Source organism: Pseudomonas sp. QLc11A, assembly GCF_052112305.1.
In the GTDB taxonomy this organism is placed as follows: Bacteria; Pseudomonadota; Gammaproteobacteria; order Pseudomonadales; family Pseudomonadaceae; genus Aquipseudomonas; species Aquipseudomonas laurylsulfatiphila.
On record NZ_JAVAJJ010000005.1, the window covers coordinates 22,473 to 45,765 of the forward strand.

The 23,293-nt window shown below is 60.6% G+C and carries 20 protein-coding genes; 13 read left to right on the top strand and 7 right to left on the bottom strand.

The genetic code is table 11. The features are described 5' to 3' along the window. The first annotated feature begins 11 nt into the window (after nucleotides 1-11). The 9 genes from pilW (at nucleotide 12) to Q8X48_RS09605 (ending at nucleotide 9,843) form a co-directional block, all read left to right on the top strand. Complete coding sequence (gene pilW / locus Q8X48_RS09565; RefSeq protein ID WP_407800590.1) at nucleotides 12-770, top strand: type IV pilus biogenesis/stability protein PilW; 759 nt, start codon at nucleotides 12-14, stop codon at nucleotides 768-770. Further along, complete coding sequence (locus tag Q8X48_RS09570) at nucleotides 770-1,804, top strand: RodZ domain-containing protein (RefSeq protein WP_407800591.1); 1,035 nt, start codon at nucleotides 770-772, stop codon at nucleotides 1,802-1,804. The genes pilW and Q8X48_RS09570 overlap by 1 nt, the downstream gene beginning before the upstream one ends. A 3-nt stretch (nucleotides 1,805-1,807) precedes the next feature. Continuing rightward, complete coding sequence (gene ispG / locus Q8X48_RS09575) at nucleotides 1,808-2,917, top strand: flavodoxin-dependent (E)-4-hydroxy-3-methylbut-2-enyl-diphosphate synthase (RefSeq protein ID WP_003185136.1); 1,110 nt, start codon at nucleotides 1,808-1,810, stop codon at nucleotides 2,915-2,917. 37 nt (nucleotides 2,918-2,954) lie between these two features. After that, complete coding sequence (gene hisS / locus Q8X48_RS09580; RefSeq protein WP_126049487.1) at nucleotides 2,955-4,244, top strand: histidine--tRNA ligase; 1,290 nt, start codon at nucleotides 2,955-2,957, stop codon at nucleotides 4,242-4,244. A 41-nt stretch (nucleotides 4,245-4,285) separates the two neighbouring features. Beyond that, complete coding sequence (locus Q8X48_RS09585) at nucleotides 4,286-4,927, top strand: tetratricopeptide repeat protein (RefSeq protein ID WP_015093630.1); 642 nt, start codon at nucleotides 4,286-4,288, stop codon at nucleotides 4,925-4,927. Next, nucleotides 4,920-6,071 carry an outer membrane protein assembly factor BamB gene (bamB, locus tag Q8X48_RS09590; RefSeq protein WP_015093631.1) on the top strand — a complete coding sequence of 384 codons (1,152 nt, stop codon included), beginning with the start codon at nucleotides 4,920-4,922 and terminating at the stop codon, nucleotides 6,069-6,071. The genes Q8X48_RS09585 and bamB overlap by 8 nt, the downstream gene beginning before the upstream one ends. Before the next feature lie 240 nt (nucleotides 6,072-6,311). Beyond that, nucleotides 6,312-7,784 carry a ribosome biogenesis GTPase Der gene (der, locus tag Q8X48_RS09595; RefSeq protein ID WP_007973987.1) on the top strand — a complete coding sequence of 491 codons (1,473 nt, stop codon included), beginning with the start codon at nucleotides 6,312-6,314 and terminating at the stop codon, nucleotides 7,782-7,784. 131 nt (nucleotides 7,785-7,915) lie between these two features. After that, on the top strand, nucleotides 7,916-9,064 hold the full coding sequence (locus Q8X48_RS09600; protein WP_407800592.1) for a pyridoxal phosphate-dependent aminotransferase: 1,149 nt from the start codon (nucleotides 7,916-7,918) through the stop codon (nucleotides 9,062-9,064). Then, nucleotides 9,052-9,843 carry an amidohydrolase gene (locus Q8X48_RS09605; protein WP_407800593.1) on the top strand — a complete coding sequence of 264 codons (792 nt, stop codon included), beginning with the start codon at nucleotides 9,052-9,054 and terminating at the stop codon, nucleotides 9,841-9,843. The genes Q8X48_RS09600 and Q8X48_RS09605 overlap by 13 nt, the downstream gene beginning before the upstream one ends. Before the next feature lie 207 nt (nucleotides 9,844-10,050). On the opposite strand, the gene leuA is transcribed toward Q8X48_RS09605, so the two are convergent. The 4 genes from leuA to Q8X48_RS09625 all read right to left on the bottom strand — a co-directional run bounded on the left by leuA (nucleotide 10,051) and on the right by Q8X48_RS09625 (nucleotide 15,320). Next, nucleotides 10,051-11,730 (bottom strand): 2-isopropylmalate synthase, encoded by a 1,680-nt coding sequence (leuA, locus tag Q8X48_RS09610; RefSeq protein WP_095964827.1) that lies wholly within the window; start codon nucleotides 11,728-11,730, stop codon nucleotides 10,051-10,053. A gap of 452 nt (nucleotides 11,731-12,182) precedes the next feature. Next, complete coding sequence (locus Q8X48_RS09615) at nucleotides 12,183-13,004, bottom strand: peptidoglycan DD-metalloendopeptidase family protein (RefSeq protein WP_407800594.1); 822 nt, start codon at nucleotides 13,002-13,004, stop codon at nucleotides 12,183-12,185. Nucleotides 13,005-13,007: 3 nt separating this feature from the next. Next, complete coding sequence (xseA, locus tag Q8X48_RS09620; protein WP_008053235.1) at nucleotides 13,008-14,387, bottom strand: exodeoxyribonuclease VII large subunit; 1,380 nt, start codon at nucleotides 14,385-14,387, stop codon at nucleotides 13,008-13,010. Nucleotides 14,388-14,429: 42 nt separating this feature from the next. After that, on the bottom strand, nucleotides 14,430-15,320 hold the full coding sequence (locus Q8X48_RS09625) for a LysR family transcriptional regulator (protein WP_407800679.1): 891 nt from the start codon (nucleotides 15,318-15,320) through the stop codon (nucleotides 14,430-14,432). A gap of 100 nt (nucleotides 15,321-15,420) precedes the next feature. Here Q8X48_RS09625 and Q8X48_RS09630 point away from each other — a divergent pair, with 100 nt between their 5' ends. After that, nucleotides 15,421-16,188, top strand: a complete 768-nt coding sequence (locus tag Q8X48_RS09630) for a sulfite exporter TauE/SafE family protein (protein ID WP_095964830.1) — start codon at nucleotides 15,421-15,423, stop codon at nucleotides 16,186-16,188. A gap of 139 nt (nucleotides 16,189-16,327) precedes the next feature. On the opposite strand, the gene Q8X48_RS09635 is transcribed toward Q8X48_RS09630, so the two are convergent. The 3 genes from Q8X48_RS09635 to Q8X48_RS09645 are packed head-to-tail and all read right to left on the bottom strand — an operon-like array spanning nucleotide 16,328 to nucleotide 18,723. Further along, the gene (locus Q8X48_RS09635) at nucleotides 16,328-16,735 is read right to left on the bottom strand and encodes a DNA polymerase III subunit chi (protein WP_407800595.1); all 408 of its coding nucleotides are present in this window, start codon (nucleotides 16,733-16,735) and stop codon (nucleotides 16,328-16,330) included. Between the two features lie 8 nt (nucleotides 16,736-16,743). Beyond that, a complete protein-coding gene (locus Q8X48_RS09640; RefSeq protein WP_015093639.1) occupies nucleotides 16,744-17,172 on the bottom strand; it encodes a DNA polymerase III subunit chi in 429 nt (142 codons plus the stop codon). Nucleotides 17,173-17,232: 60 nt separating this feature from the next. After that, complete coding sequence (locus Q8X48_RS09645) at nucleotides 17,233-18,723, bottom strand: leucyl aminopeptidase (protein WP_102674875.1); 1,491 nt, start codon at nucleotides 18,721-18,723, stop codon at nucleotides 17,233-17,235. A 426-nt stretch (nucleotides 18,724-19,149) separates the two neighbouring features. Here Q8X48_RS09645 and lptF point away from each other — a divergent pair, with 426 nt between their 5' ends. The 3 genes from lptF to lepA all read left to right on the top strand — a co-directional run bounded on the left by lptF (nucleotide 19,150) and on the right by lepA (nucleotide 23,293). Then, nucleotides 19,150-20,268 (top strand): LPS export ABC transporter permease LptF, encoded by a 1,119-nt coding sequence (gene lptF, locus Q8X48_RS09650; protein ID WP_407800596.1) that lies wholly within the window; start codon nucleotides 19,150-19,152, stop codon nucleotides 20,266-20,268. Further along, nucleotides 20,261-21,322 (top strand): LPS export ABC transporter permease LptG, encoded by a 1,062-nt coding sequence (gene lptG / locus Q8X48_RS09655; RefSeq protein WP_095964833.1) that lies wholly within the window; start codon nucleotides 20,261-20,263, stop codon nucleotides 21,320-21,322. Before lptF ends, lptG begins: the two co-directional genes overlap by 8 nt. 171 nt (nucleotides 21,323-21,493) lie before the next feature. Next, nucleotides 21,494-23,293 carry a translation elongation factor 4 gene (lepA, locus tag Q8X48_RS09660; protein ID WP_007973962.1) on the top strand — a complete coding sequence of 600 codons (1,800 nt, stop codon included), beginning with the start codon at nucleotides 21,494-21,496 and terminating at the stop codon, nucleotides 23,291-23,293.

Below are 23,293 nucleotides of genomic sequence, written 5' to 3' on the forward strand. Positions count from 1 at the left end.
AGAGGATCTCTATGTCCCTGCGCTTTGCGCTGCTTTTGCTGTTGGCCAGCCTGTGTGCTGGCTGCGTGCTTTCGGGTGATTACAACCCGATGAAGACCAGCAAGGGCCGTGATGAAGCGCGTGAGGCGTATGTGCAACTCGGTATCGGGTATTTGCAACAAGGCATGACCGAGCGCGCCAAGGTTCCGCTGAGAAAAGCCCTGGAACTCGATGGCTCCGACCCGGATGCCAACGCGGCGCTGGGGCTGGTGTTCCAGGCCGAGATGGAGCCGGAGCTGGCCGACGAGCATTTTCGCAAGGCGCTGTCCTCCCGTCCGGGCGACGCACGAATCCTCAATAATTACGGCAGTTTTCTTTTCGAGCAGAAACGTTACAAGGAAGCCTACGAGCGCTTTGAACAAGCCGCTGCCGATACGCTGTATCCTGAGCGTTCGCGGGTGTTCGAGAACCTGGGCATGACCGCCGCGATGCTCGGCCAGCGTGATCTGGCCCTGCAGCAACTGGAAAAAGCCCTGCGCCTGAACCGGCAACAACCTCGTGCATTGCTGGAAATGGCTGAGTTGTCTTACGAAGACAGGCATTATGTGCCCGCGCGAGATTATTACGACCGTTTCAGCCAGCTCTCCGAGCAAAATGCACGTAGTCTATTGCTCGGCGTTCGGCTGGCAAAAGTGTTCGAAGATCGCGACAAGGTTGCAAGTAAAGGCCTGCAACTTAAAAGACTCTATCCCGGTACGCCGGAATATCAGCAATACCTGTCGGAGCAATGATGAAAGCGGCGCATCCCGAAGTTGTAGCAGCGAATCGCGTTAACCCCGGTGAGACTTTGCGCCAGGCCCGCGAAAGCAATGGCTGGTCGCTGGCCGAAGTGGCCCTCAAGCTCAACCTCACCACCACTTCCTTGAGCAATCTGGAAGCCGGCGCTTTCGACAAGCTGCCCGGGCATACCTTTGCCCGTGGTTATATTCGCGCCTATGCCAAGTTGCTCGGCATGGACCAGGCCGTTCTGGTCCAGCAATTCGATCAATCCACCGGTACCGACTCCCAGGGCAGCAATGTTCATAGCCTGGGTCGTATTGAAGAGCCGGTCCGGGTTTCCCACACCATTTTGCGAATCGTCAGCCTGCTGTTGCTGGTAGCGGTGATCGGTGGCGGTTTCGTCTGGTGGCAGGATCAGACCTCGATGCGCACCAAGGACCTGATCGGTCTGGCACCAGAGCACGTAGAAGTCGAAGGCGCCGACGGTACCACTCAGATTCATCCGCTGGACGAGCCGGAAGACCAGGCCGTCGTGGAAGGTCAGACCGAAGGCGGTACCGCTCTCGCGCTGCCACAGGCCGAGGCTCCGGCTGAAGCACCGGAGCAGGCTCAAGTGACTGCGCCAGTTGCCCCCGCAGCGCCGACCACGCCAGCTGCACCCGCGCACACTACCGCGCCCGTTGTCGCAGTGCCGGTGACCCCGGCAACTCCGGCCCCGGCAGCGCCTGCCGCCGCGGTCCCTGCGGTGACTGCACCGGTAGCCGCTGCGGCTCCTGCTCAAGCGCCAGCCGCACCTGTGGCCGGTCAGGGCCAGGTTCAGGTGCAGTTCACCTCCGATTGCTGGACACAAGTGACCGACGGTAGCGGCAAGGTGCTGTTCAGCGGTCTCAAACGCAAAGGCGACAGCCTGGCAGTCAATGGCAAACCACCGTTTTCCGTACGCCTGGGCTTTGCCCGTGGCGCTCAGGTCAGCTACAACGGCCAGCCAGTCGATGTCGCTCCGTTCACCAGTGGCGAGACTGCTCGCCTGAAGTTGGGTCAATAAGTCATGCACGGCGAATCTCCAATCAAACGTCGCGAATCCCGCAAGATCTGGGTCGGTAACGTGCCTGTTGGCGGCGATGCGCCTATCGCTGTGCAGAGCATGACCAACAGCGACACCAACGATGTCGCGGCCACGGTTGCGCAAATCAATCGCCTGGAAGCGGCCGGCGTCGATATCGTGCGGGTTTCCGTACCGGACATGGACGCCGCCGAAGCCTTCGGCAAGATAAAGCAACTGGTCAAAGTCCCCTTGGTCGCCGACATCCACTTCGACTACCGCATCGCGTTGCGCGTCGCCGAGCTGGGGGTCGATTGCCTGCGGATCAACCCGGGCAACATCGGTCGCGAAGACCGCGTGCGCGCGGTGGTCGATGCCGCCCGTGACCGCGGGATCCCGATCCGTATCGGCGTGAACGCCGGTTCCCTGGAAAAAGACCTGCAGAAGAAATACGGCGAACCCACGCCTGCTGCGCTGGTCGAGTCTGCCTTGCGTCACGTCGAGCACCTTGAACGCCTGAACTTCCAGGACTTCAAGGTCAGCGTGAAAGCCTCCGACGTGTTCATGGCCGTCGAAGCGTACCGCCTGCTGGCCAAGGAAATCGTCCAGCCACTGCACCTGGGCATCACCGAAGCCGGTGGTTTGCGTTCAGGCACAGTGAAATCTGCCGTGGGCCTCGGTATGCTGCTCGCCGAAGGGATTGGCGATACTATCCGCATCTCGTTGGCCGCCGACCCGGTCGAGGAAGTGAAAGTCGGCTACGACATTCTCAAATCCCTGCACCTGCGTTCCCGTGGCATCAACTTCATCGCCTGCCCGAGCTGCTCGCGGCAGAACTTCGATGTGGTCAAGACCATGAACGAGCTGGAAGGGCGCCTCGAGGATTTGCTGGTGCCGCTGGATGTCGCGGTGATCGGTTGCGTGGTCAACGGCCCGGGCGAAGCCAAGGAAGCCCATATCGGCTTGACCGGCGGCACGCCAAACCTGATCTACATCGACGGCAAGCCGTCGCAGAAACTGACGAATGACAATCTGGTGGATGAGCTTGAACGCTTGATCCGTCAGAAAGCGGCCGAAAAGGTCGAAGCTGACGCTGCCGTAATTGCGCGCGGCTGAACCTGACTGAAGAGCCGAACGAATTTAAGGATTTAAAGTGAGCAAGTCATTGCAAGCCATTCGTGGCATGAACGACATCCTGCCCGAACAGACCCCCCTGTGGCGTCATTTCGAAGGCACCGTTTCGCGCCTGCTGGATAACTACGGTTACAAGCAGATCCGCATGCCGATCGTCGAGTTCACCGAGCTGTTCAAACGCTCCATCGGTGAAGTGACCGACATCGTCGAAAAAGAGATGTACACCTTCGACGACCGCAACGGCGACTCCCTGACCCTGCGCCCTGAAGGCACGGCGGCTTGCGTGCGCGCGGTGCTGGAACATGGCATCACCGGCGGCGGCCAGGTTCAGAAACTCTGGTACATCGGTCCGATGTTCCGCCACGAGCGTCCGCAGAAAGGTCGCTATCGCCAGTTCCACCAGATCGGTGTCGAAGTGTTCAACCTCGACGGTCCGGACATCGACGCCGAACTGATCGTGTTGACCTGGCGCCTGTGGGGCGAGCTGGGCATCCGCGATGCGGTAAAACTCGAGCTCAACAGCCTGGGCACCAGCGAATCCCGTGGTCGTTATCGCGAAGCACTGGTCGATTACCTCTCGGCGCACATGGACAAGCTCGACGAAGACAGCCAGCGTCGCCTGAAAACCAACCCGCTGCGGGTTCTTGATACCAAGAACGCCGACACCCAGGCGGTATTGGTCGATGCGCCGAAGATGGCCGACTACCTCGACGAAGAATCCCGCGTGCACTTCGAGGGCCTCAAGGCTCGCCTGGACGCCGCCGGCATTCCCTACGTGATCAACCCGAAGCTGGTTCGCGGGCTGGATTACTACAGCAAGACCGTTTTCGAATGGGTCACCGACAAGCTCGGCGCCCAAGGCACCGTGTGTGCTGGCGGTCGTTACGACGGCCTGGTAGAGCAGATGGGCGGCAAGCCGACCGCCGGCGTTGGCTTTGCCATGGGCATCGAACGCCTGGTGCTGTTGCTGGAAACCCTGGAGCAGATTCCGGAGGAGATCTCCCGTCAGGTTGATGTCTACCTCTGCGCCTTCGGTGAAGCCGCCGAACTTGCCGGGCTGACCCTGGCGGAGCGTGTCCGTGACCAGTTGCCCAACCTGCGCCTGCAAGTGAATGCCGGCGCCGGCAGTTTCAAAAGCCAGTTCAAGAAGGCCGACAAGAGCGGTGCGCTGTACGCGCTGATCCTCGGTGACGACGAAATGGCCCAGCAAGTGGTAGGTTTCAAACCCCTGCGTGGCCAGGGCGAACAACAAAGCATTGCCTGGGATGCGCTTGCAGCGCACCTGGCCACCTGCGTCGTGCAGGGTTGAAGCTGTCTAAACAGCCGAATTAGCGATTAAGGAGTATTGGGGTGTCGAGTACCGAAGACGAACATTTGATGGAACTGAAGGAATGGTGGTCACGCAACGGTAAGCCCCTGGTCACTGGCGGCCTGTTGGCGTTGGTCATCGTGTTCGGCTGGCAGGCGTTCCAAAAGTATCAGAGCAATCAGTCGCAAGGCGCCTCGATTCTCTATCAGCAATTGCTCGAAACCACGCTGACGCCTGACGGCAAGCCTGATGCGGCTCGTGTTTCGGACCTGGCCGGCAAGCTTAACAGCGAGTACGGCGGCAGCGCCTACGCGCAGTACGGCAGCCTGTTCGTGGCCAAGGTCGCGGTCGACAGCGGCAAGCTGGACGACGCGGTCACCGAGCTCAAGGCCATTGTCGCCAAGCCGGCCAACCCGGCGCTGGGCGAAATCGCCCGTCAGCGTCTGGCCCAGGTACTCGGTGCGCAGAACAAGGCCGATGAAGCCTTGAAGCTGCTCGAAGGCGATGCCGACAAGGCATTCCTGGCCACTCGCGAAGAACTCAAGGGCGATCTGCTGGTGCAGTTGGGGCGTACCGACGAGGCGAGCACGGCGTATCAAAAAGCCAAGGCGGCACTGTCGGATGAAGCGGCGGTCGGTGGCCTGCAAATCAAGCTGGACGACCTGGCCAAAGGGGATGCGTGACGTGATTCGTTGGAAACATGCAGCATTGCTGGCCCTGGCCATTTTGGCCGCGGGTTGCAGCAGCAACAGCAAAAAAGAACTGCCTCCGGCCGAACTGGTCGACTTCAAGGAAGAAGTGGTTCTGCAAAAGCAGTGGAGTCGTTCGATCGGTGACGGTCAGGGCGAAACCTACAACATGCTGGTTCCGGCCATCGATGGCGATACCATCTATGCCGCCGATGTCACTGGCGTGTTGATGGCGATGGATCGCCACACGGGCGACGTCAAATGGAAGAAAGATCTCGAACTGCCTGTTTCCGGCGCTGTCGGCGTTGCTTACGGTCTGGTCACGATCGGTACGATCAAGGGTGAAATCGTTGCCCTGGACGCGATCAACGGTGAAGAAAAGTGGCGCGCTCGCGTGTCCAGCGAAGTGCTGGCGCCGCCAGCCAACAACGGTGACGTTGTGGTGGTTCAGACTCAGGACGATCGCCTGATCGGCCTGGATGCCTCCACCGGTGATCGTCGCTGGATCTATGACAGCACGCCTGCGGTTCTGACCCTGCGGGGCACCAGTGCGCCGATCGTGACCAACCGCCTCGCGGTGGCTGGCCTGTCGACCGGTAAAGTGGTTGCCGTGGACATCTCCAACGGCGTACCGGTGTGGGAACAGCGCGTAGCGATCCCGCAAGGTCGTTCGGAGCTGGAGCGCGTGGTCGATATCGACGGTGGCTTGCTGCTGTCGGGCGAGACGCTGTATGTCGCCAGCTATCAGGGGCGCGTTGCCGCTCTGGACCTGCAAAGCGGCCGTCAGCTCTGGCAGCGTGATGCTTCCAGCTACGCCGGTGTCGCCCAGGGCTTTGGCACCGTTTATGTAAGCCTGTCTTCGGGTACCGTTGAAGGCGTCGACGAGCGTTCCACCACAGCCTTGTGGAGCAACGATTCGCTGGCCCGTCGTCAACTGTCGGCCCCGGAAGTGTTCTCCAGCTACGTTGCAGTCGGTGACCTGGAAGGTTACCTGCACCTGCTGAGTCAGGTGGACGGTCGATTCGTCGGCCGCGAGCGCATCGACAGCGACGGCCTGCGTGCCCGTCCGCTGGTGGTGGGTGACACGATTTATGTGTATGGCAACAGCGGCAAACTGGAAGCCCTGACCATCAAGTAAAGGTTTGACTATGCTTGGGGTTAACCCCCCAGGCTGCTTCACTTGTGGGTATGAATGTGGGAGCGAGCCTGCTCGCGATGGACGTCAACGATAACGTTTGCGTCCTGAATGAACGCGGTGCCTTTGCGTTTATCGCGAGCAGGCTCGCTCCCACAGACAAGCGCGCAGTGTTGCCCCGAGCACCAGCCGCTGCCTCGCAGCGGCTTTTGTATTTTCTGAAATAACGAAGTGGAGAGCCGCATGGTTCCCGTAATCGCCCTGGTGGGCCGACCGAACGTCGGCAAGTCCACCTTGTTCAACCGCCTGACCAGGACTCGTGACGCCATCGTCGGCGACTTGTCCGGTCTGACCCGTGATCGCCAGTACGGTGAGGCCAAGTGGCAAGGGCGTTCCTACATTCTGATCGACACCGGCGGTATCTCCGGTGACGAGCACGGTATGGACGAAAAGATGGCCGAGCAGTCGCTGCTGGCCATCGAAGAAGCCGATGTCGTTCTGTTCCTGGTAGATGCCAAGGCCGGTTTTACCGCCGCCGACCAGATGATCGCCGAGCATTTGCGCAAACGTAACAAGCGTTCCCACGTGGTCGCCAACAAGGTCGACAACATCGACCCGGAAATGGCCCGCGCCGAATTCGCCCCGTTGGGCATGGGCCATGCGATCCCGATCGCCGGTGCCCACGGCCGTGGTATCACCCAGTTGCTGGAAGCGGCACTGAGTGAATTCCCGCGTGACGAAGACGAGCCGCAGGAAGGCGAAGAGGAAGAGGTTGTCGCCGAAGGCGAGGAAGCCAAGCGCATTCCTGGCCCAAGCGAAAAAGACGGGATCAAGATCGCGATCATCGGCCGTCCGAACGTCGGCAAGTCGACCCTGGTCAACCGCATGCTCGGTGAAGATCGGGTCATCGTCTACGACCAACCCGGCACCACCCGCGACAGTATCTACATCCCGTTCGAACGTAACGACGAGAAGTACACGCTGATCGATACGGCCGGTGTGCGCAAGCGCGGCAAGATCCACGAAGAAGTCGAAAAGTTCTCCGTGGTCAAAACCCTGCAGGCGATCAAAGACGCCAACGTGGTGATCTTCGTGATGGACGCCCGCGAAGGTGTGGTCGATCACGACCTCAACCTGTTGGGCTTCGCCATTGAATCGGGTCGTGCGCTGGTCATCGCGATCAACAAGTGGGACGGCATGACGCCGAGCGAGCGCGACTTCGTGAAGGTCGAGCTGCAACGTCGGCTGTTCTTCGTTGACTACGCCGATATCCACTTCATCTCGGCCTTGCACGGCACCGGCGTGGGCAACCTCTACGCGTCGGTACAGAACTCGTTCAAGTCTGCGGTTACCCGTTGGCCGACCAGCCGCCTGACCCAGATCCTCGAAGATGCGGTCAGCGAGCACCAGCCGCCGATGGTCAACAGCCGCCGGATCAAGCTGCGTTATGCCCACCTCGGTGGTGCAAACCCGCCAATCATCGTGATCCACGGCAACCAGATCGAGAAGGTGCCGAAGTCCTACGTGCGTTACCTGGAAAACACTTACCGCCGTGTCCTGAAGCTGGTCGGTACGCCGATCCGCATCGAGTTCAAGGGTGGCGAGAACCCGTACGAAGGCAACAAGAACACGCTCACCGACCGTCAGGTCAACAAGAAGCGTCGTTTGATGTCGCACCACAAGAAGGCCGACAAGAAGCGCCGCGATAAGCGATAAAAGCAGCTGCAAGCTTCAAGTCAAAGCGAAAAGGGGCCTTTCCAAGGCCCTTTTTTGCGTCTGGAGGTTTGGCGCTTGACCACTTGCAGCTTGCAGCTTGAAACTTGCAGCTCACCTGCAAGGGGTTATCGATGATCACCAGCAAGCTGCCGAATGTCGGCATCACCATCTTCACGCAGATGTCTCAGCTCGCGGCACAGACCGGCGCGCTCAATCTGTCCCAGGGCTTTCCCGATTTCGCGGCCCCGCAGGCCCTGTGCGATGCGGTCGGCCGGCATATCGCCAGTGGCCACAACCAGTATTCGCCGATGACCGGCCTGCCGGTGTTGCGTCAGCAGATTGCGGTGAAGATCGCCCGCAGCTATGGCACGCAGGTGGATGCGGATACTGAAGTGACGGTCACCCCAGGCGCGACCGAAGCGATTTTCTGTGCCATTCAGGCGGTTATCCACCGCGGCGACGAAGTCATCGTGTTTGACCCGGCATACGACAGCTACGAGCCCTCGGTAGAGCTGGCCGGCGGTCGTTGCGTGCACGTACAACTGGGCTTGAACGATTTCAGTATCGACTTCGAGAAGCTTGCCCAGGCACTGAGCCCGCGCACGAGGATGATCATTCTCAACTCCCCGCACAACCCCAGTGGCGCATTGATCAGTCGTGCCGAACTCGATCGGTTGGCCGCCTTGATCCGCGATCGCGACATCTATGTGATCAGCGACGAGGTCTACGAACACCTGGTGTTCGACGGCGTGCCCCATGTCAGCGTGCTGGCCCATGAAGAGCTGTATCAGCGTGCTTTCGTGGTCAGCTCGTTCGGCAAGACCTACCACGTCACTGGCTGGAAAACCGGCTACGTGGTCGCGCCGCCGGCCCTGACGGCGGAGTTGCGCAAGGTGCACCAGTACGTCAATTTCTGTGGTGTGACGCCGCTGCAATATGCCTTGGCCGATTTTATGGCCGAGCACCCTGAGCACGTCGAAGAGCTGCCGGATTTCTATCAGGCCAAGCGTGATCTGTTCTGCGATCTGCTGGCGCCGTCGCGTTTCAGTTTCACTCGGGCTTCCGGCACCTATTTCCAGTTGGTCGATTACTCGCAGATCCGCCCGGACCTCAATGATGTCGAGATGGCCCTGTGGATGACTCGCGAGCATGGTGTGGCCAGTATCCCGATCTCGGTGTTCTACCAGACACCGCCTGAAGGGCAGCGCCTGGTGCGGTTGTGCTTCGCCAAGCGTGAGGAGACCCTGCGTGAAGCGGCGGAAAAACTATGCGTGATCTGAGTGCATTGCCGAACCTGACCGTGGCGCTGATCCAGACATCCCTGGTCTGGCACGACCGTCAGGCCAACCTGGAGCATTTCGAGCCCTTGCTGGAGCAGGCTCGCGGTGCTGACCTGATCATACTGCCGGAGATGTTCACCACCGGTTTTTCCATGGAGTCCGAGACCCTCGCGGAATCGGAAAACGGCCCCACCAGCAAGTGGCTGCGGGTTCAGGCGGCAAGACTTGATGCCGTGATTACCGGCAGCGTGATCATCCAGGCCGCCGACGGCAGTCACCGCAATCGCCTGTTGTGGGCACGCCCGGATGGCGAGGTGCTGCATTACGACAAGCGTCACCTGTTCCGCATGGCCGGTGAGCACAACCACTACACCCCGGGCGAGCGTCAGGTGCAGTTCGAGTTAAAGGGCTGGCGCGTGCGGCCGCTGATTTGCTACGACTTGCGCTTCCCGGTGTGGAGTCGTGACGCTCAGGACACGGATCTGCTGCTGTACACCGCGAACTGGCCGGGTGCGCGACGCCAGCATTGGAACCGTCTGCTGCCGGCGCGGGCGATCGAGAACCTGTGCTACGTGGCGGCAGTCAATCGCGTTGGCACCGATGGCAAAGGCTTTGCCTATACCGGGGACAGCCAGGTGTTGGATTTCCAGGGTGAGACGTTGCTGAGCGCAGGAGAGGCGGATGGGGTGTTTCAGGTCGTTCTGAATGCCGCAGACCTTCAAGCTTATCGCACACGGTTTCCGGCGAATCTGGATGCCGATACCTTCGAGTTCACCTGAGATTTTCGCTGCCTGACAGGGCCTCTTCGCGGGCAAGCCCGCTCCCACAGTTGACCGTTGCGAACACAAATTTTGTGTACGCCCACATACCCTGTGGGAGCGAGCTTGCTCGCGATGGGGCCGGGACAAACAACACAAAAGCGGACAGGCAAACAAAAGGCCCCGAGGTGCAAACCCCGGGGCCTTTTGCATTTCAGTGAAGGCCGATTACGCCGCTTTCGCTTCCGGCTGGCTCAGCGAACGGTTCAGCGCGCTGAACAGGGCCTTGAAGCTGGCGGTGGTGATGTTTTCATCGATGCCGACGCCATGCACTGCACGTTCGCCGTTCACGCGCAGTTCAATGTAGGCCGCGGCCTTGGCATTGGTGCCCGCGCCAATGGCGTGCTCGTTGTAGTCCATGATTTCCACCGGGATCGGCAGGCCGGCCACCAGCGCTTCCAGGGCACCGTTGCCCTTGCCGCGCCAGTGCAGGTTGGTCTCGCCCTGGCCTTTGCTGGCCACTTCCACTTCGACGGCGCTGTGACCGTTTTCTTCCTGCAGGCGATGGCTGACCAGCGCGTACGGGGTGTTGGCTTGCAAGTACTCGCTGTGCAGCAGCGCGTGGATTTGCTGGGCGGTCATCTCAAGGCCCAGGCGGTCGGTTTCACGTTGTACGACCTGGCTGAATTCGATCTGCATGCGACGTGGCAGGCTGATGCCGTATTCCTGCTCCAGGAGGTAGGCGATACCACCCTTGCCCGACTGGCTGTTGACGCGGATGACCGCCTCGTAGCTGCGGCCGATGTCAGCCGGGTCGATCGGCAGGTACGGCACTTCCCACAAGGCATCGGATTTCTGCTGGGCGAAGCCCTTGCGGATCGCATCCTGGTGCGAGCCGGAGAACGCGGTGTGCACCAGGTCGCCGACGTACGGGTGACGCGGGTGTACCTGGATCTGGTTGCACTCTTCGACGACTTTGCGCACGCCGTCGATGTCGGAGAAGTCCAGCTCAGGGTTCACGCCCTGGGTGTAGAGGTTCAGGGCCACGGTCACCAGGTCGACGTTGCCGGTACGCTCGCCGTTGCCGAACAGGCAGCCTTCGACACGGTCGGCGCCAGCCATCAGGCCCAGTTCGGTGGCGGCAACGCCGGTGCCACGGTCGTTGTGGGTGTGCAGGCTGATGATCACGCTGTCACGACGGTTGATGTGACGGCCGAACCATTCGATCTGGTCGGCATAGATGTTCGGGGTCGCGCATTCGACGGTGGCCGGCAGGTTGAGGATCATCTTGTGCTCAGGCGTCGGGTTCCAGACTTCGATGACCGCGTCGCAGACTTCCTTGGCGAACTCCAGCTCGGTGGCGCTGAAGGTCTCCGGCGAGTATTCGAAGGTCCACTCGGTGTCCGGCTGCATGGCTGCGTATTTGACGAACAGCTTGGCGGCGTTCACGGCGATGGCCTTGACCCCGTCCTTGTCCTGGTTGAAGACAATGCGGCGGAAGGAAGGGGAGGTCGCGTTGTACAGGTGAACGATGGCTTTCTTCGCGCCGCGCAGGGATTCGAAGGTGCGCTCGATCAGGTCTTCACGGCCCTGGGTCAGCACCTGGATGGTGGTGTCGTCCGGGATGTGGTTGCCTTCGATCAGGGTACGGACGAAATCGAAGTCGGTTTGCGAAGCGGCCGGGAACGACGCTTCGATTTCCTTCACGCCGACCTGCACCAGGGTTTTCCAGAAGCGCAGCTTCTTGACGGCGTCCATCGGCTCGATCAGCGACTGGTTGCCGTCGCGCAGGTCGGAACTGCACCAGATCGGCGCGGCGGTGATGGTTTTCGATGGCCAGGTGCGGTCCGGAATATCGATGGTCGGGAACGCGCGGTATTTCGAAGACGGGTCTTTGAGCATGCTCATCGGGAAATCCTTATTGTGTGGGCCGAAAAAAGGCGGCCTGCCGGTGGATCAAAAGTTCTTGGACTAACGCTTGGGACGAGGCACCACGATTCAGCCCGGCAGTCGTGCACTGACAAGGCACAGGCTGCTGTGCTGACGGAGCTGAATGAGGGTGTGAGAGGTTTTCATGCCTTCAACCCTAACCTTGGGGGGGAAGGATGGCAAGCAGTCGAAAAAAATTGAGAGGAATACTCGTGGGTGGGTATTTATCGAGATTTTATTGCTGTGATTGGCAATGATTGTTCTGTTGTTTGCGCGAGGTTTGAGTGGTGCGCAATTGGAGAAAGCGGCAACTTTGGATTCTTCTGGTGACTGGAATGCCGTCTTCGCGGGCAAGCCCGCTCCCACAGGGATTGCGCTGTACCTGTGGGAGCGGGCTTGCCCGCGAAGAGGCCATCAGCCTCGGTGAAGGTTCAGGGCTGAAACGCCCCAATGAAAATGGCCGGATCCACCCGCGCATCGTTCAGGCTGACGTTCCAGTGCATATGCGGCCCTGTCGCCCGGCCGGTCGCCCCGACCTTGCCAACCACACCACCTCGGGCCAGCTGTTGCCCCACCTTCACGTCGATTTTCGACATATGGCAGAACATGCTGATGAAGCCCTGGCCATGGTCGACGAACACCGTATTGCCATTGAAGAAGTAGTTGCCGATCAGGATCACCTTGCCCGCGGCCGGGGTCTTGATCGGTGTGCCGGCGCCCACCGCGAAATCCAGACCCGAATGAGGATTGCGCTCCTCACCGTTGAAGAAGCGCCGCACGCCAAACTTGCTCGACAGCGGCCCGTTCACCGGTTTGTCCAGCAGCAGGTTGCTTGGCGTATTGGGGCTGAACGTGCGGTAAGCGGCAATCTGCTCAGCCAGTTCACGCTCGATGCGCTTGAGGTTTTCCGGGTCTGGATTGACCTGTTGGGTGTTTTTCAGGGTGATGCGCTGTTCCGGGTATTTCTTGTTGCCAACCGTAAAATTCAGATGGCGGCCGCCGCTGCTGATCGATTGGGCCCCCGGCTTGACCGTCAGCGGCACACCGACTATGGCCAGCCAGTTGTTCTGCTCCTTCACGACCAGCACGGGTTTGCCTTGATAACTGGCTTTTGGCGCCTGGGTAGACGGGCCCAGATCCACCACCGCCACGCCGCCCGGCACCGGTTTGTTCAACAGGCGGGTGATGTAGCTGTCGGCGTGGGCGTTAAAAGTCAGGAGCAGCAACAGCAATGGAGCCAGGAAACGTGGCATGGATCAGTCCAGTAAAGAAAGGGTGACAGGCGTCAGGTGGTTGTCTTCGACCCGCACTTGCAGTTCGCCTTCGCCCAGCTTGGCTTTCAGGCGCTGACCGGTATGGGTTTGCGCGGCGTTGCGGATCGCATTGCCGCGCTCGTCCAGCAAAATGCTGTAGCCACGGCCGAGGGTCGCCAGCGGGCTGACCACATGCAGGGTCTGCATCTGGCTGTGCAATTGCAGGCGCCGGTTCTTCAGCCCTTCGCGGATGGCACGCGGCAGGCGTTCGGCCAGGCTGTCGAGGCGCTGGCGCAACATTGCCAGTTGCCGGCCCGGATGTTGTGCGGCCAGACGGGTTTCCAGACGGATCAAGCGTTCGCGACGGGTGTTGAGGCTACGCTCGAACGCGCGGCGCATGCGCATGTCCAGGTCATCCAGGCGTTGCGCTTGCTGGCGCAGGCGCTCGCCGGGATGACGCAGGCGGCGAGAGATACCTTCCAGGCGCAGGCGGTCGCGCATCAAACGGTCACGCATGCGCATCACCAGCCGGCGGTGCAGGCTCTCGACCCGACGCACCAGGTCACTGGAGTCCGGAGCCAGCAATTCGGCGGCAGCGGAAGGGGTGGGCGCGCGAACATCGGCGACGAAGTCGCTGATCGACACGTCGGTTTCATGACCGACCGCGCTGACAATCGGCGTCACGCAAGCGTCCACGGCACGGGCCACGGCTTCTTCGTTGAAACACCAGAGGTCTTCCAGCGAACCGCCACCCCGGGCCAGGATCAGGGCGTCGAAACCCCGGGCATCCGCCAGTTTCAGCGCACGGACAATCTGTGCGGTGGCTTCGCGGCCCTGTACGGCGGTGGGGATCAGCGTCAACTGCACCTGCGGTGCGCGACGGCGGAACACGCTGATGATGTCGCGGATCACCGCCCCGGTGGGCGAACTGATGATGCCGATGCGTTGCGGATGCGCCGGTAGCGGGACCTTGCGCTCGGCACTGAACAGGCCTTCGGCGCTGAGCTTTTCCTTGAGTGCATCGAAAGCCAGGCGCAAGGCGCCATCGCCGGCCGGCTCCACGGTGTCGAGGATCAGTTGATAATCCCCGCGCCCCTCGAACAACGAGACCTTGCCGCGCACTTTGACCGCTAGCCCGTCCTTCAAGGCCTGGCGAACCCGGGCCGCGTTCTGCCGGAACAGCGCGCAACGCACCTGGGCGCCGCTGTCCTTGAGCGTGAAATACACGTGGCCGGACGCCGGGCGGGCGAGGTTGGAGATTTCGCCCTCTACCCAGATGTTGCTGAACACGTCTTCGAGCAACACCCGCGCGCGGCCGTTGAGCTGGCTGACGGTCAGGACTTCGCGGTCCAGGCCGAGTCTTGCAAAGGGATCTTTAATCATGGGGCGCAGTTTAAAGGCATTCTTCAAGTGAATGCACGACCCCTATATGACCAAATGCTCGAGGAACTGTTGAACCAGTGCTGTGGGGTGTTTGCGGTACGCCAGAGCGACGCAGCTATGGCTGCCGGGGTCTGCCAAAGGCAGGAAACGAACGTTGGGCGGCGCAATGTCTTGCATCGATTCCGGCAAGAGGGCGATACCAAATCCCGCCTGGATCAGTTGCAGTTGCGTGGTTTTACGCGAAATTACCCGAGCTGCTTTGGGAAAGAAGCCTTGGCGCATGCACAACTCGGCAGAAAGGTAGCTTAGACCGCCTCGCTGGGGATGAGGGATGGAAATAAACGCTTCGTCGCGTAGCTGCCCCAGGTTGATCTTCTGCCCGGATTTGTCCCTCGCCAGCCAGTGATCGGGTGGGACTGCCACCAGCAAAGGTTCGTCGTACAGCGGGGCGATTTGCACCTCTTCACACTGACGCAGCACTGGCAGGCGCAATAGGCCGATGTCCAGTCGGCCGTCTGCCAACTCTTGCAGCTGCGCCTCGGAAGACAACTGAGCGATGTCCATGGACACGCCAGGATGATGTTCGAGATAACGGCCGACGCTGCGCAGCAGTCGGCCGCTCATGGGCACAGTGCTGGAATGGCTCAAGCGTAAGGTGCCGTGTTGACCTTTGCCGATCCTGGTGGCCGTCTCGCTGGCTTTGATCAGCTCGCTCAACAGGTTTTTGGCGCGGGGTAAGAAAGCCTCACCCGCTGGAGTGAGCTGGGGCCGCCGTGCAGTACGTTCGAAAAGTGGGGTTTGCAGGTGGACTTCCATGTCCTTGATTTGCCGGCTCAGGGCCGATTGGGCGATGAACAGGCGCTCGGCTGCGGCGCCGAAGCTGCCGCATTCAGCGATTTCAACGAAGTAACGCAGTTGCCGGGTTGAAAGCACAAGGCATGCCTTTTTGAGATGGGTTAGTGGCTTTGATGATATTAGTCGCAACGCTCGGCGATGGCTAAAGTCAGCGAACTTAAAGTAGAGGAACGCTGCAATGAGCGTATTGACGTTGTTGAACCAATGGCCTTTCAGCGCCATGGACTGGCTGGTCATCGGCGCGGGCATCGCCCTGGCCTACATTGTATTCGGCATCGCCGGGTTCGGAACGGCGTTGATCGCGGGGCCGATTCTGATTCTGTTCATGCCGCTGTCGAAGATCGTGCCGTTGCTGGTGTTGCTCGATTTTGTCGCGGCATTCGGCAACCTGTTGCCTTCGCGGCGGGATGTCGCCCGGCCGGAGCTCTTGCGGTTGTTGCCCTGCATGGCGGTGGGCTGCACGCTGGGGGTGATTTTCCTGCTGAACCTCAAGTCCGATCTGTTGCTGTTGTTGATGGGGCTGTTTATCAGCGCCTATGCGATCTACAGCCTGTGGGTCAAAACCCGCCCGACGCAGTTGTCTGCCGTGTGGGCTCTGCCGATGGGCACGGTGGGCGGGATGTTTGGCGCATTGTTTGGCAGCGGCGGCTTTCTCTATGCGATCTATCTGAACAGTCGGTTGCCCAAGGAGGCGGCCCGGGCCACCCAGAGCGCACTGATCAGTTGCAGTACGGTGGTGCGATTGAGTCTGTTTGCAATCGCCGGTGTGTATGCCGATCTGCCATTGCTGGTGCTGGCGGTGTGTCTGTTGCCGGCGATGGTGCTGGGGCTGTGGATTGGGCGGCGCCTGACCATGCGGATGTCCCGCGAGGGGTTCGTGCGCCTGGTGACGTGGCTGGTGCTGGCCAGCGGGATCGCGTTGATCGGGCGATATCTCAGCACCTGAAGATTCAACCTGTTGCAGGGGGCTTTTTGTGGGAGCGAGCTTGCTCGCGATAGCGGTCGAACAGACACATCAATGTTGAATATGACGCCCTCATCGCGAGCAAGCTCGCTCCCACAGAAGAGCCCTCACCGCAAGTTGTTCAATCGTTGTACTGGCTCAACAACCGCTCCAGTCGTGCACTGAGGCGGCGTTTGATTTCGGTCTCGATGTGCGGGGCGAAATCGTCGATCACGTCTTGCATGATCAACTGCGCGGCGGCGCGCAGTTCGTTGTCCAAGTGCAACAGGTCATCCGGGTTCTTGCTGGCGGCAGGCGCCGGCGCAGCCGCGATGACCGGCTCTACGATCGGGGCGGGGGCTGTCGGTTCGACGGGCGGCGAAGGCTCGCTGACCGCGTCGAACAACATGGGAATCTGTTCCTGATCGCCTTCCTCGACCGTGTCGGTCAGCAGGGGCGGTTGCAGGTTGTCATCGCCGAGCAATTGGCGGATCGACTCAAGGTCGTCCAGCAGGTGCGCGGACTGTTGCAGCGGTTTTGGAGTGTCCATTGGAAGGCTCAGAGTCGCTGTAAACGGTGATCTTGCAGAGGATAGCCCTGTTCGCGGTAGAAACGGAAACTCTCCCGCGCGGCCTGGCGAATCGTCGGGTCTTCCACCACCACTTCCGCCACGCGGGCGAAACGCTGGGCGAAGGCCGGGACTTTCAGGTCGAGATTGACCAGCAAGTCCTGATGTTGACCGCAATCGTCACCCAGACCCAGGACAATCAAGCCATCCGGTTCGTTTTCGGCGGGGCCGTGGGGAACGAAGCTTTCACCCTTGAACGTCCAGAGGCGTGCGTCGAGATCGTTGCGTTGGGCCGCGTCACTGCAATGCAGGTAGACACGGTGCCCCATGCGCCAGGCCTTTTCGGTGAGCTTGCAAGCGAAATCCAGGCGTGCCGAAGGATCGGCGCTGGGCAGGATATAGAAGTCGACTTTGGTCATTGCGGTTCCTGAGCCCTTGGGGGCACTGCCCGAAAGCAATGCCCCCCAGGGTCATTGGTTTCAGGCTTTGGCGCGGTCCAGCAGGTATTGGGTCAGCAGAGGAACCGGACGGCCAGTGGCGCCCTTGTCCTTGCCGCCGCTGGTCCAGGCGGTGCCGGCGATGTCCAGGTGCGCCCAGTTCAGGTTCTTGGTGAAGCGCGACAGGAAGCAGGCGGCGGTGATGGTGCCGGCTTTCGGGCCGCCAATGTTGGCGATATCGGCGAACGGGCTGTCCAGCTGTTCCTGATACTCATCGAACAGCGGCAGTTGCCAGGCGCGGTCGTCGGCAGCCTTGCCGGCGCTCAGCAGTTGGCCGATCAGTTCGTCGTTGTTGCCCAGCAGGCCCGACGTGTGGGAACCCAGGGCGACCACGCAGGCACCGGTCAGGGTCGCGATGTCGATGACCGCTTGCGGCTTGAAGCGCTCGGAGTAGGTCAGGGCGTCGCACAGCACCAGACGGCCTTCGGCGTCGGTGTTGAGGATTTCCACGGTCTGGCCGCTCATGGTGGTGACAATGTCGCCAGGGCGCGAAGCGTTGCCGCTCGGCATGTTCTCGGCACAGGCCAGGATGCACACCAGGTTGATCGGCAGCTTCAGCTCCAGCACGGCACGCAGGGTGCCGAACACGCTGGCGGCACCGCCCATGTCGTACTTCATTTCATCCATGCCGGCGCCGGGCTTGAGGCTGATGCCGCCGGTGTCGAAGGTGATGCCTTTGCCGACCAGCGCATACGGCTTCTCGGATTTCTTGCCGCCGTTGTATTGCATGACGATCAGGCGTGGCGGCTGGGCGCTGCCCTGGCCTACGGCGTAGAACGAACCCATGCCCAGGGCCTTGATCTTCTTCTCGTCGAGGACTTCGACTTTCAGATCCTTGAATTCCTTGCCGAGGTCTTTCGCCTGCTCACCGAGGAAGGTCGGGTGGCAGATGTTGGGTGGCAGGTTGCCCAGGTTACGGGTGAAGGCCATGCCGTTGGCGATGGCAGTGGCGTGGGTCACGGCGCGCTGCACTTCAGCTTGAGCGGCCTTAATGGTCAGCAGGGTGATTTTCTTCAGGGCGCGGGGTTCGGCTTTCTGGCTCTTGAACTGCTCGAAGCTGTACTCGCCGTCCACCAGGGTTTCGGCCAGCAGGCGGGTCTTGCCATAGCTGTCGCGGCCCTTGACCACGACTTCGTCGAGGGCCAGTACCGCGTCGCTGCCGCCCAGGCCCTTCAGGGTATTGAGGATGCCGGCGATGATTTTACGGAACGGGCGGTCACCCAGCTCGTCGTCCTTGCCAGTGCCTACCAGCAGCACACGCTCGGCCTTGAGGTTCGGCAGGCTGTGCAGCAACAGGCTCTGGCCAACCTTGCCGGCCAGGTCGCCGCGCTTGAGCACTGCGCTGATCGCGCCGCCGCTCAGTTCGTCGAGTTGTCTGGCAACGGCGCCGAGCTTGCGGCCTTCGCCGACGGAGACCACGAGAGTGGCGGTCTTCAACGTTTCCGGGTTGACGCTTTTTACAACCAGTTCCATGTCCGGGTCCCTGAATTGATGGTTATCACGCATGCGCCCGACACCTTATGTGCGTCGATTGCTTATAAAAGAAAGGCGCCAGGATCGACCGGCGACAAAGGCCGCAGTTTGAACCTCGCTACCGGCGGCTGACAACCCTCGGTTGTACGATCTTCATGGAATTGACGACCCTGTAGGAGCGAGCCTGCTCGCGAAGAACCCGAGACCACCGCGGGGCTTCAGGCTCCCCGCGTTATCATTGACGACCATCGTCGGAACGCCGCCCGGAGCAAGCTCGCTCCTACACCTGCCCAACGCATTGCGCAGTGACAGGCGCACCCAATCACAGGATAATGCGCCATCTTTTTTCGGCGGCTCTGTCTTGCGGGCTGTCCGATATGTTTGCTTGTTTGGCCGCCTTAGCCTGACAACCCTGGAGTGTCTGGTTTGATCGTCTTCCGTTATCTGTCCCGCGAAGTCCTGTTGACCTTGAGCGCCGTCAGCGCCGTGCTGCTGGTCATCATCATGAGCGGTCGCTTCATCAAATACCTCGCGCAGGCGGCCTCGGGCCTGCTGGATCCGGGCTCGCTGTTCCTGATCATGGGCTTTCGCATGCCGGGGTTCCTCCAGCTGATCCTGCCGCTGGGGCTGTTTCTCGGGATCCTGTTGTCCTACGGGCGGATGTACCTCGAAAGCGAAATGACCGTGCTCTCGGCCACCGGCATGAGCCAGCAGCGGCTGGTCTGGATGACGATGTTTCCGGCCACCCTGGTTGCACTCGTCGTCGCGTGGCTGAGCCTGAGCCTGGCGCCACAGGGAGCCAATCAGTTTCAGTTGCTGCTGAACAAGCAGGATGCCCTCACCGAATTCGATACCCTGGAGCCGGGGCGCTTCCAGTCCCTGCGTGACGGCACCCGGGTCACCTATACCGAGCGCATGTCGGATGATCGCGTGAACCTGGGTGGCGTGTTCATCTCGCAGAAGAACATCAGTTCCAACAACAAGGATCGCGGAATTTCCGTGCTGGTGGCGGAAAAGGGGCGTCAGGAAATTCGCCCGGACGGAAACCGCTACCTGATCCTGGATAACGGCTATCGCTATGACGGTAGTCCGGGGCAGGCCGACTACCGGGCGATCAAGTACGACGAGTACGGTGTGTTGCTGCCAAAACCGGAAGTCAGCGACGAAGTCACCGACCGCGATGCGATGCCGACCCGTATGTTGATCGGGAGTGAAGACATTCGCATGCGCGCCGAATTGCAATGGCGCATCTCGCTGCCATTGCTGGTGTTCATCGTGACCTTGATGGCGGTGCCGCTGGCGCGGGTCAACCCGCGTCAGGGCCGATTCCTCAAATTATTGCCGGCGATTCTTCTTTATATGGCTTACCTGAGCATTCTGATTGCCGCCCGCGGTGCCCTGGATAAAGGCAAGATTCCCGCCGCGGTGGGCTTGTGGTGGGTGCACGGGATTTTCCTGACCATTGGCCTGGGCCTGCTTTATTGGGAACCTTTGCGCTTGAAGCGGGCGAGTCGCCGCAGCGCGCTGGAGGTGGCCCGTGGTTAAGCTGGATCGCTACATTGGTAGCAGCGTGTTCATGGCTATTCTCGCGGTGCTCGGGATCATTCTTGGTCTGGCGACGCTGTTTGCCTTCATCGACGAGATGGGTGAGGTCAGCGATACCTACACCCTGGTCGATGTGCTGGGCTATGTGACGCTGACGGCGCCGCGCCGGATGTACGAAATGCTGCCGATGGCCGCGCTGATCGGTTGTCTGATCGGCCTGGGCACTCTGGCCAGCAACAGTGAATTGACGATCATGCGCGCCGCCGGTGTGTCGATCGGCCGGATTGTCTGGGCGGTCATGAAACCGATGCTGGTGTTGATGCTGGCTGGCTTGCTGATTGGCGAGTACGTCGCTCCGCCCGCTGAAACCGCCGCGCAGGCCAATCGCTCGCTGGCCCAGGGCAGCGGCGATGCTCAAAGCGCCAAGCACGGCTTGTGGCACCGCCAGGGCGATGAGTTCATTCACGTCAACTCGGTGCAGCCTAACGGCATCCTGTACGGCGTGACTCGCTATCGTATCGACAGCGAGCGGCACATGCTGTCGGCGAGTTTCGCCAAGCGTGCCGAGTTCGACACGGATCACTGGCAGTTGACGGACGTCACGACCACGGTGTTCCACGAGCGCAGCACTGAAGTGGTGTCGACCCCGGTCGAGCGTTGGAACGTGGCCTTGAGTCCGCAACTGTTGAGCACCGTGGTCATGGTGCCAGAGTCGCTGTCGATCAGCGGTCTGTGGGGTTATATCCACTACCTGGCGGACCAGGGGTTGAACAACAGCCGTTACTGGCTGGCATTTTGGGTCAAAGTGTTGCAGCCGCTGGTGACTGCCGCCCTGGTGTTGATGGCGATCTCCTTCATCTTTGGTCCGCTGCGTTCGGTGACCCTGGGTCAACGGGTGTTCACAGGCGTGCTGGTGGGCTTCACCTTCCGCATCGTTCAGGATCTGCTGGGCCCTTCGAGCCAGGTGTTCGGCTTCCCACCGTTGCTTTCGGTGCTGGTGCCGGCGGGTATTTGTGCCGTGGCCGGGCTCTGGCTGTTGCGCCGGGCCGGTTGATGGCGGGCTTTTTCCGAGCGCTTTGACGATCAAAAACGCCCTTGTCGCAAGACCGGGGCGTTTTTGTAGGTGCCGTCTGACCTGCGAACGTGACGCTAGTGCCGTGGATCAGGTACAATTCCCGGCTATTTTTCGGCGGGCTATGCCTGCAGCCTTTTTGAGTGTTGATCCGTGAGTGATTTGAGTCATATCCGCAATTTCTCCATCATCGCCCACATTGACCATGGCAAGTCGACGCTGGCCGATCGCTTCATCCAGATGTGTGGCGGCCTGGCCGAGCGCGAAATGGAAGCCCAGGTCCTGGACTCCATGGACCTCGAGCGCGAGCGCGGGATCACCATCAAGGCGCACAGCGTTACTCTGTATTACAAAGCCAAAGACGGTATCAACTACCAGCTGAACTTCATTGACACCCCCGGCCACGTCGACTTCACCTACGAAGTCAGCCGTTCGCTGGCGGCCTGTGAAGGCGCGCTGCTGGTGGTCGACGCCGGTCAAGGCGTTGAAGCGCAGTCGGTTGCCAACTGCTACACGGCGATCGAACAGGGCCTGGAAGTAATGCCGGTGCTGAACAAGATCGACCTGCCACAGGCCGATCCTGAGCGCGTCAAGGAAGAAATCGAAAAAATCATCGGCATCGATGCCACCGACGCGGTCACTTGCTCTGCCAAGACCGGTCTGGGCGTCGATGAAGTGCTCGAGCGCCTGGTGACCACCATTCCTGCGCCGACCGGCAACATCGAAGATCCGCTGCAAGCGTTGATCATCGACTCCTGGTTCGACAACTACCTGGGCGTTGTCTCCCTGGTGCGCGTGCGCCACGGCCGCGTGAAGAAGGGCGACAAGATCCTGGTCAAGTCCACCGGCAAGATCCACCTGGTGGACAGCGTCGGTGTATTCAACCCGAAACACACTCCGACCGTTGACCTGAAGGCCGGCGAAGTGGGCTTCATCATTGCCAGCATCAAGGACATTCACGGTGCGCCAGTGGGCGATACCCTGACCTTGAGCTCGACGCCGGACGTCGACGTGCTGCCAGGCTTCAAGCGCATTCAGCCGCAGGTGTACGCCGGCCTGTTCCCGGTCAGCTCCGACGACTTCGAAGACTTCCGCGAGGCGCTGCAAAAGCTCACCCTCAACGATTCGTCGCTGCAATACACGCCGGAAAGCTCCGACGCCCTGGGCTTCGGCTTCCGCTGCGGCTTCCTCGGCATGCTGCACATGGAAATCATCCAGGAGCGCCTGGAGCGCGAGTACAACCTGGACCTGATCACCACGGCGCCTACGGTAATCTTCGAGCTGCTGCTCAAGACCGGCGAGACGATCTACGTCGATAACCCGTCGAAGCTGCCGGACCTGTCTGCCATCGAAGACATGCGCGAGCCGATCGTGCGCGCCAATATTCTTGTGCCGCAAGAGCACCTGGGCAACGTCATTACCCTGTGCATCGAAAAACGCGGTGTACAGGTCGACATGCTGTTCCTCGGCTCTCAGGTACAAGTGACCTACGACTTGCCGATGAACGAAGTGGTGCTGGACTTCTTCGATCGCCTGAAATCCACCAGTCGCGGCTATGCTTCTCTGGACTACCATTTCGATCGTTACCAATCGGCCAGCCTGGTGAAACTGGACGTGCTGATCAACGGTGACAAGGTCGACGCCCTGGCGCTGATCGTGCACCGTGACAATTCGCACTACAAAGGTCGCCAGCTGACCGAGAAGATGAAGGATCTGATTCCTCGGCAGATGTTCGACGTGGCAATCCAGGCCGCCATTGGCGGGCAGATTGTGGCGCGGACAACCGTCAAGGCGCTCAGAAAGAACGTATTGGCCAAATGCTACGGTGGTGACGTCAGCCGTAAGAAAAAGCTGCTGGAAAAGCAAAAGGCCGGTAAGAAACGCATGAAGCAGGTCGGCAACGTGGAAATTCCACAGGAAGCCTTCCTTGCAGTGCTCAGGTTGGATAGTTAG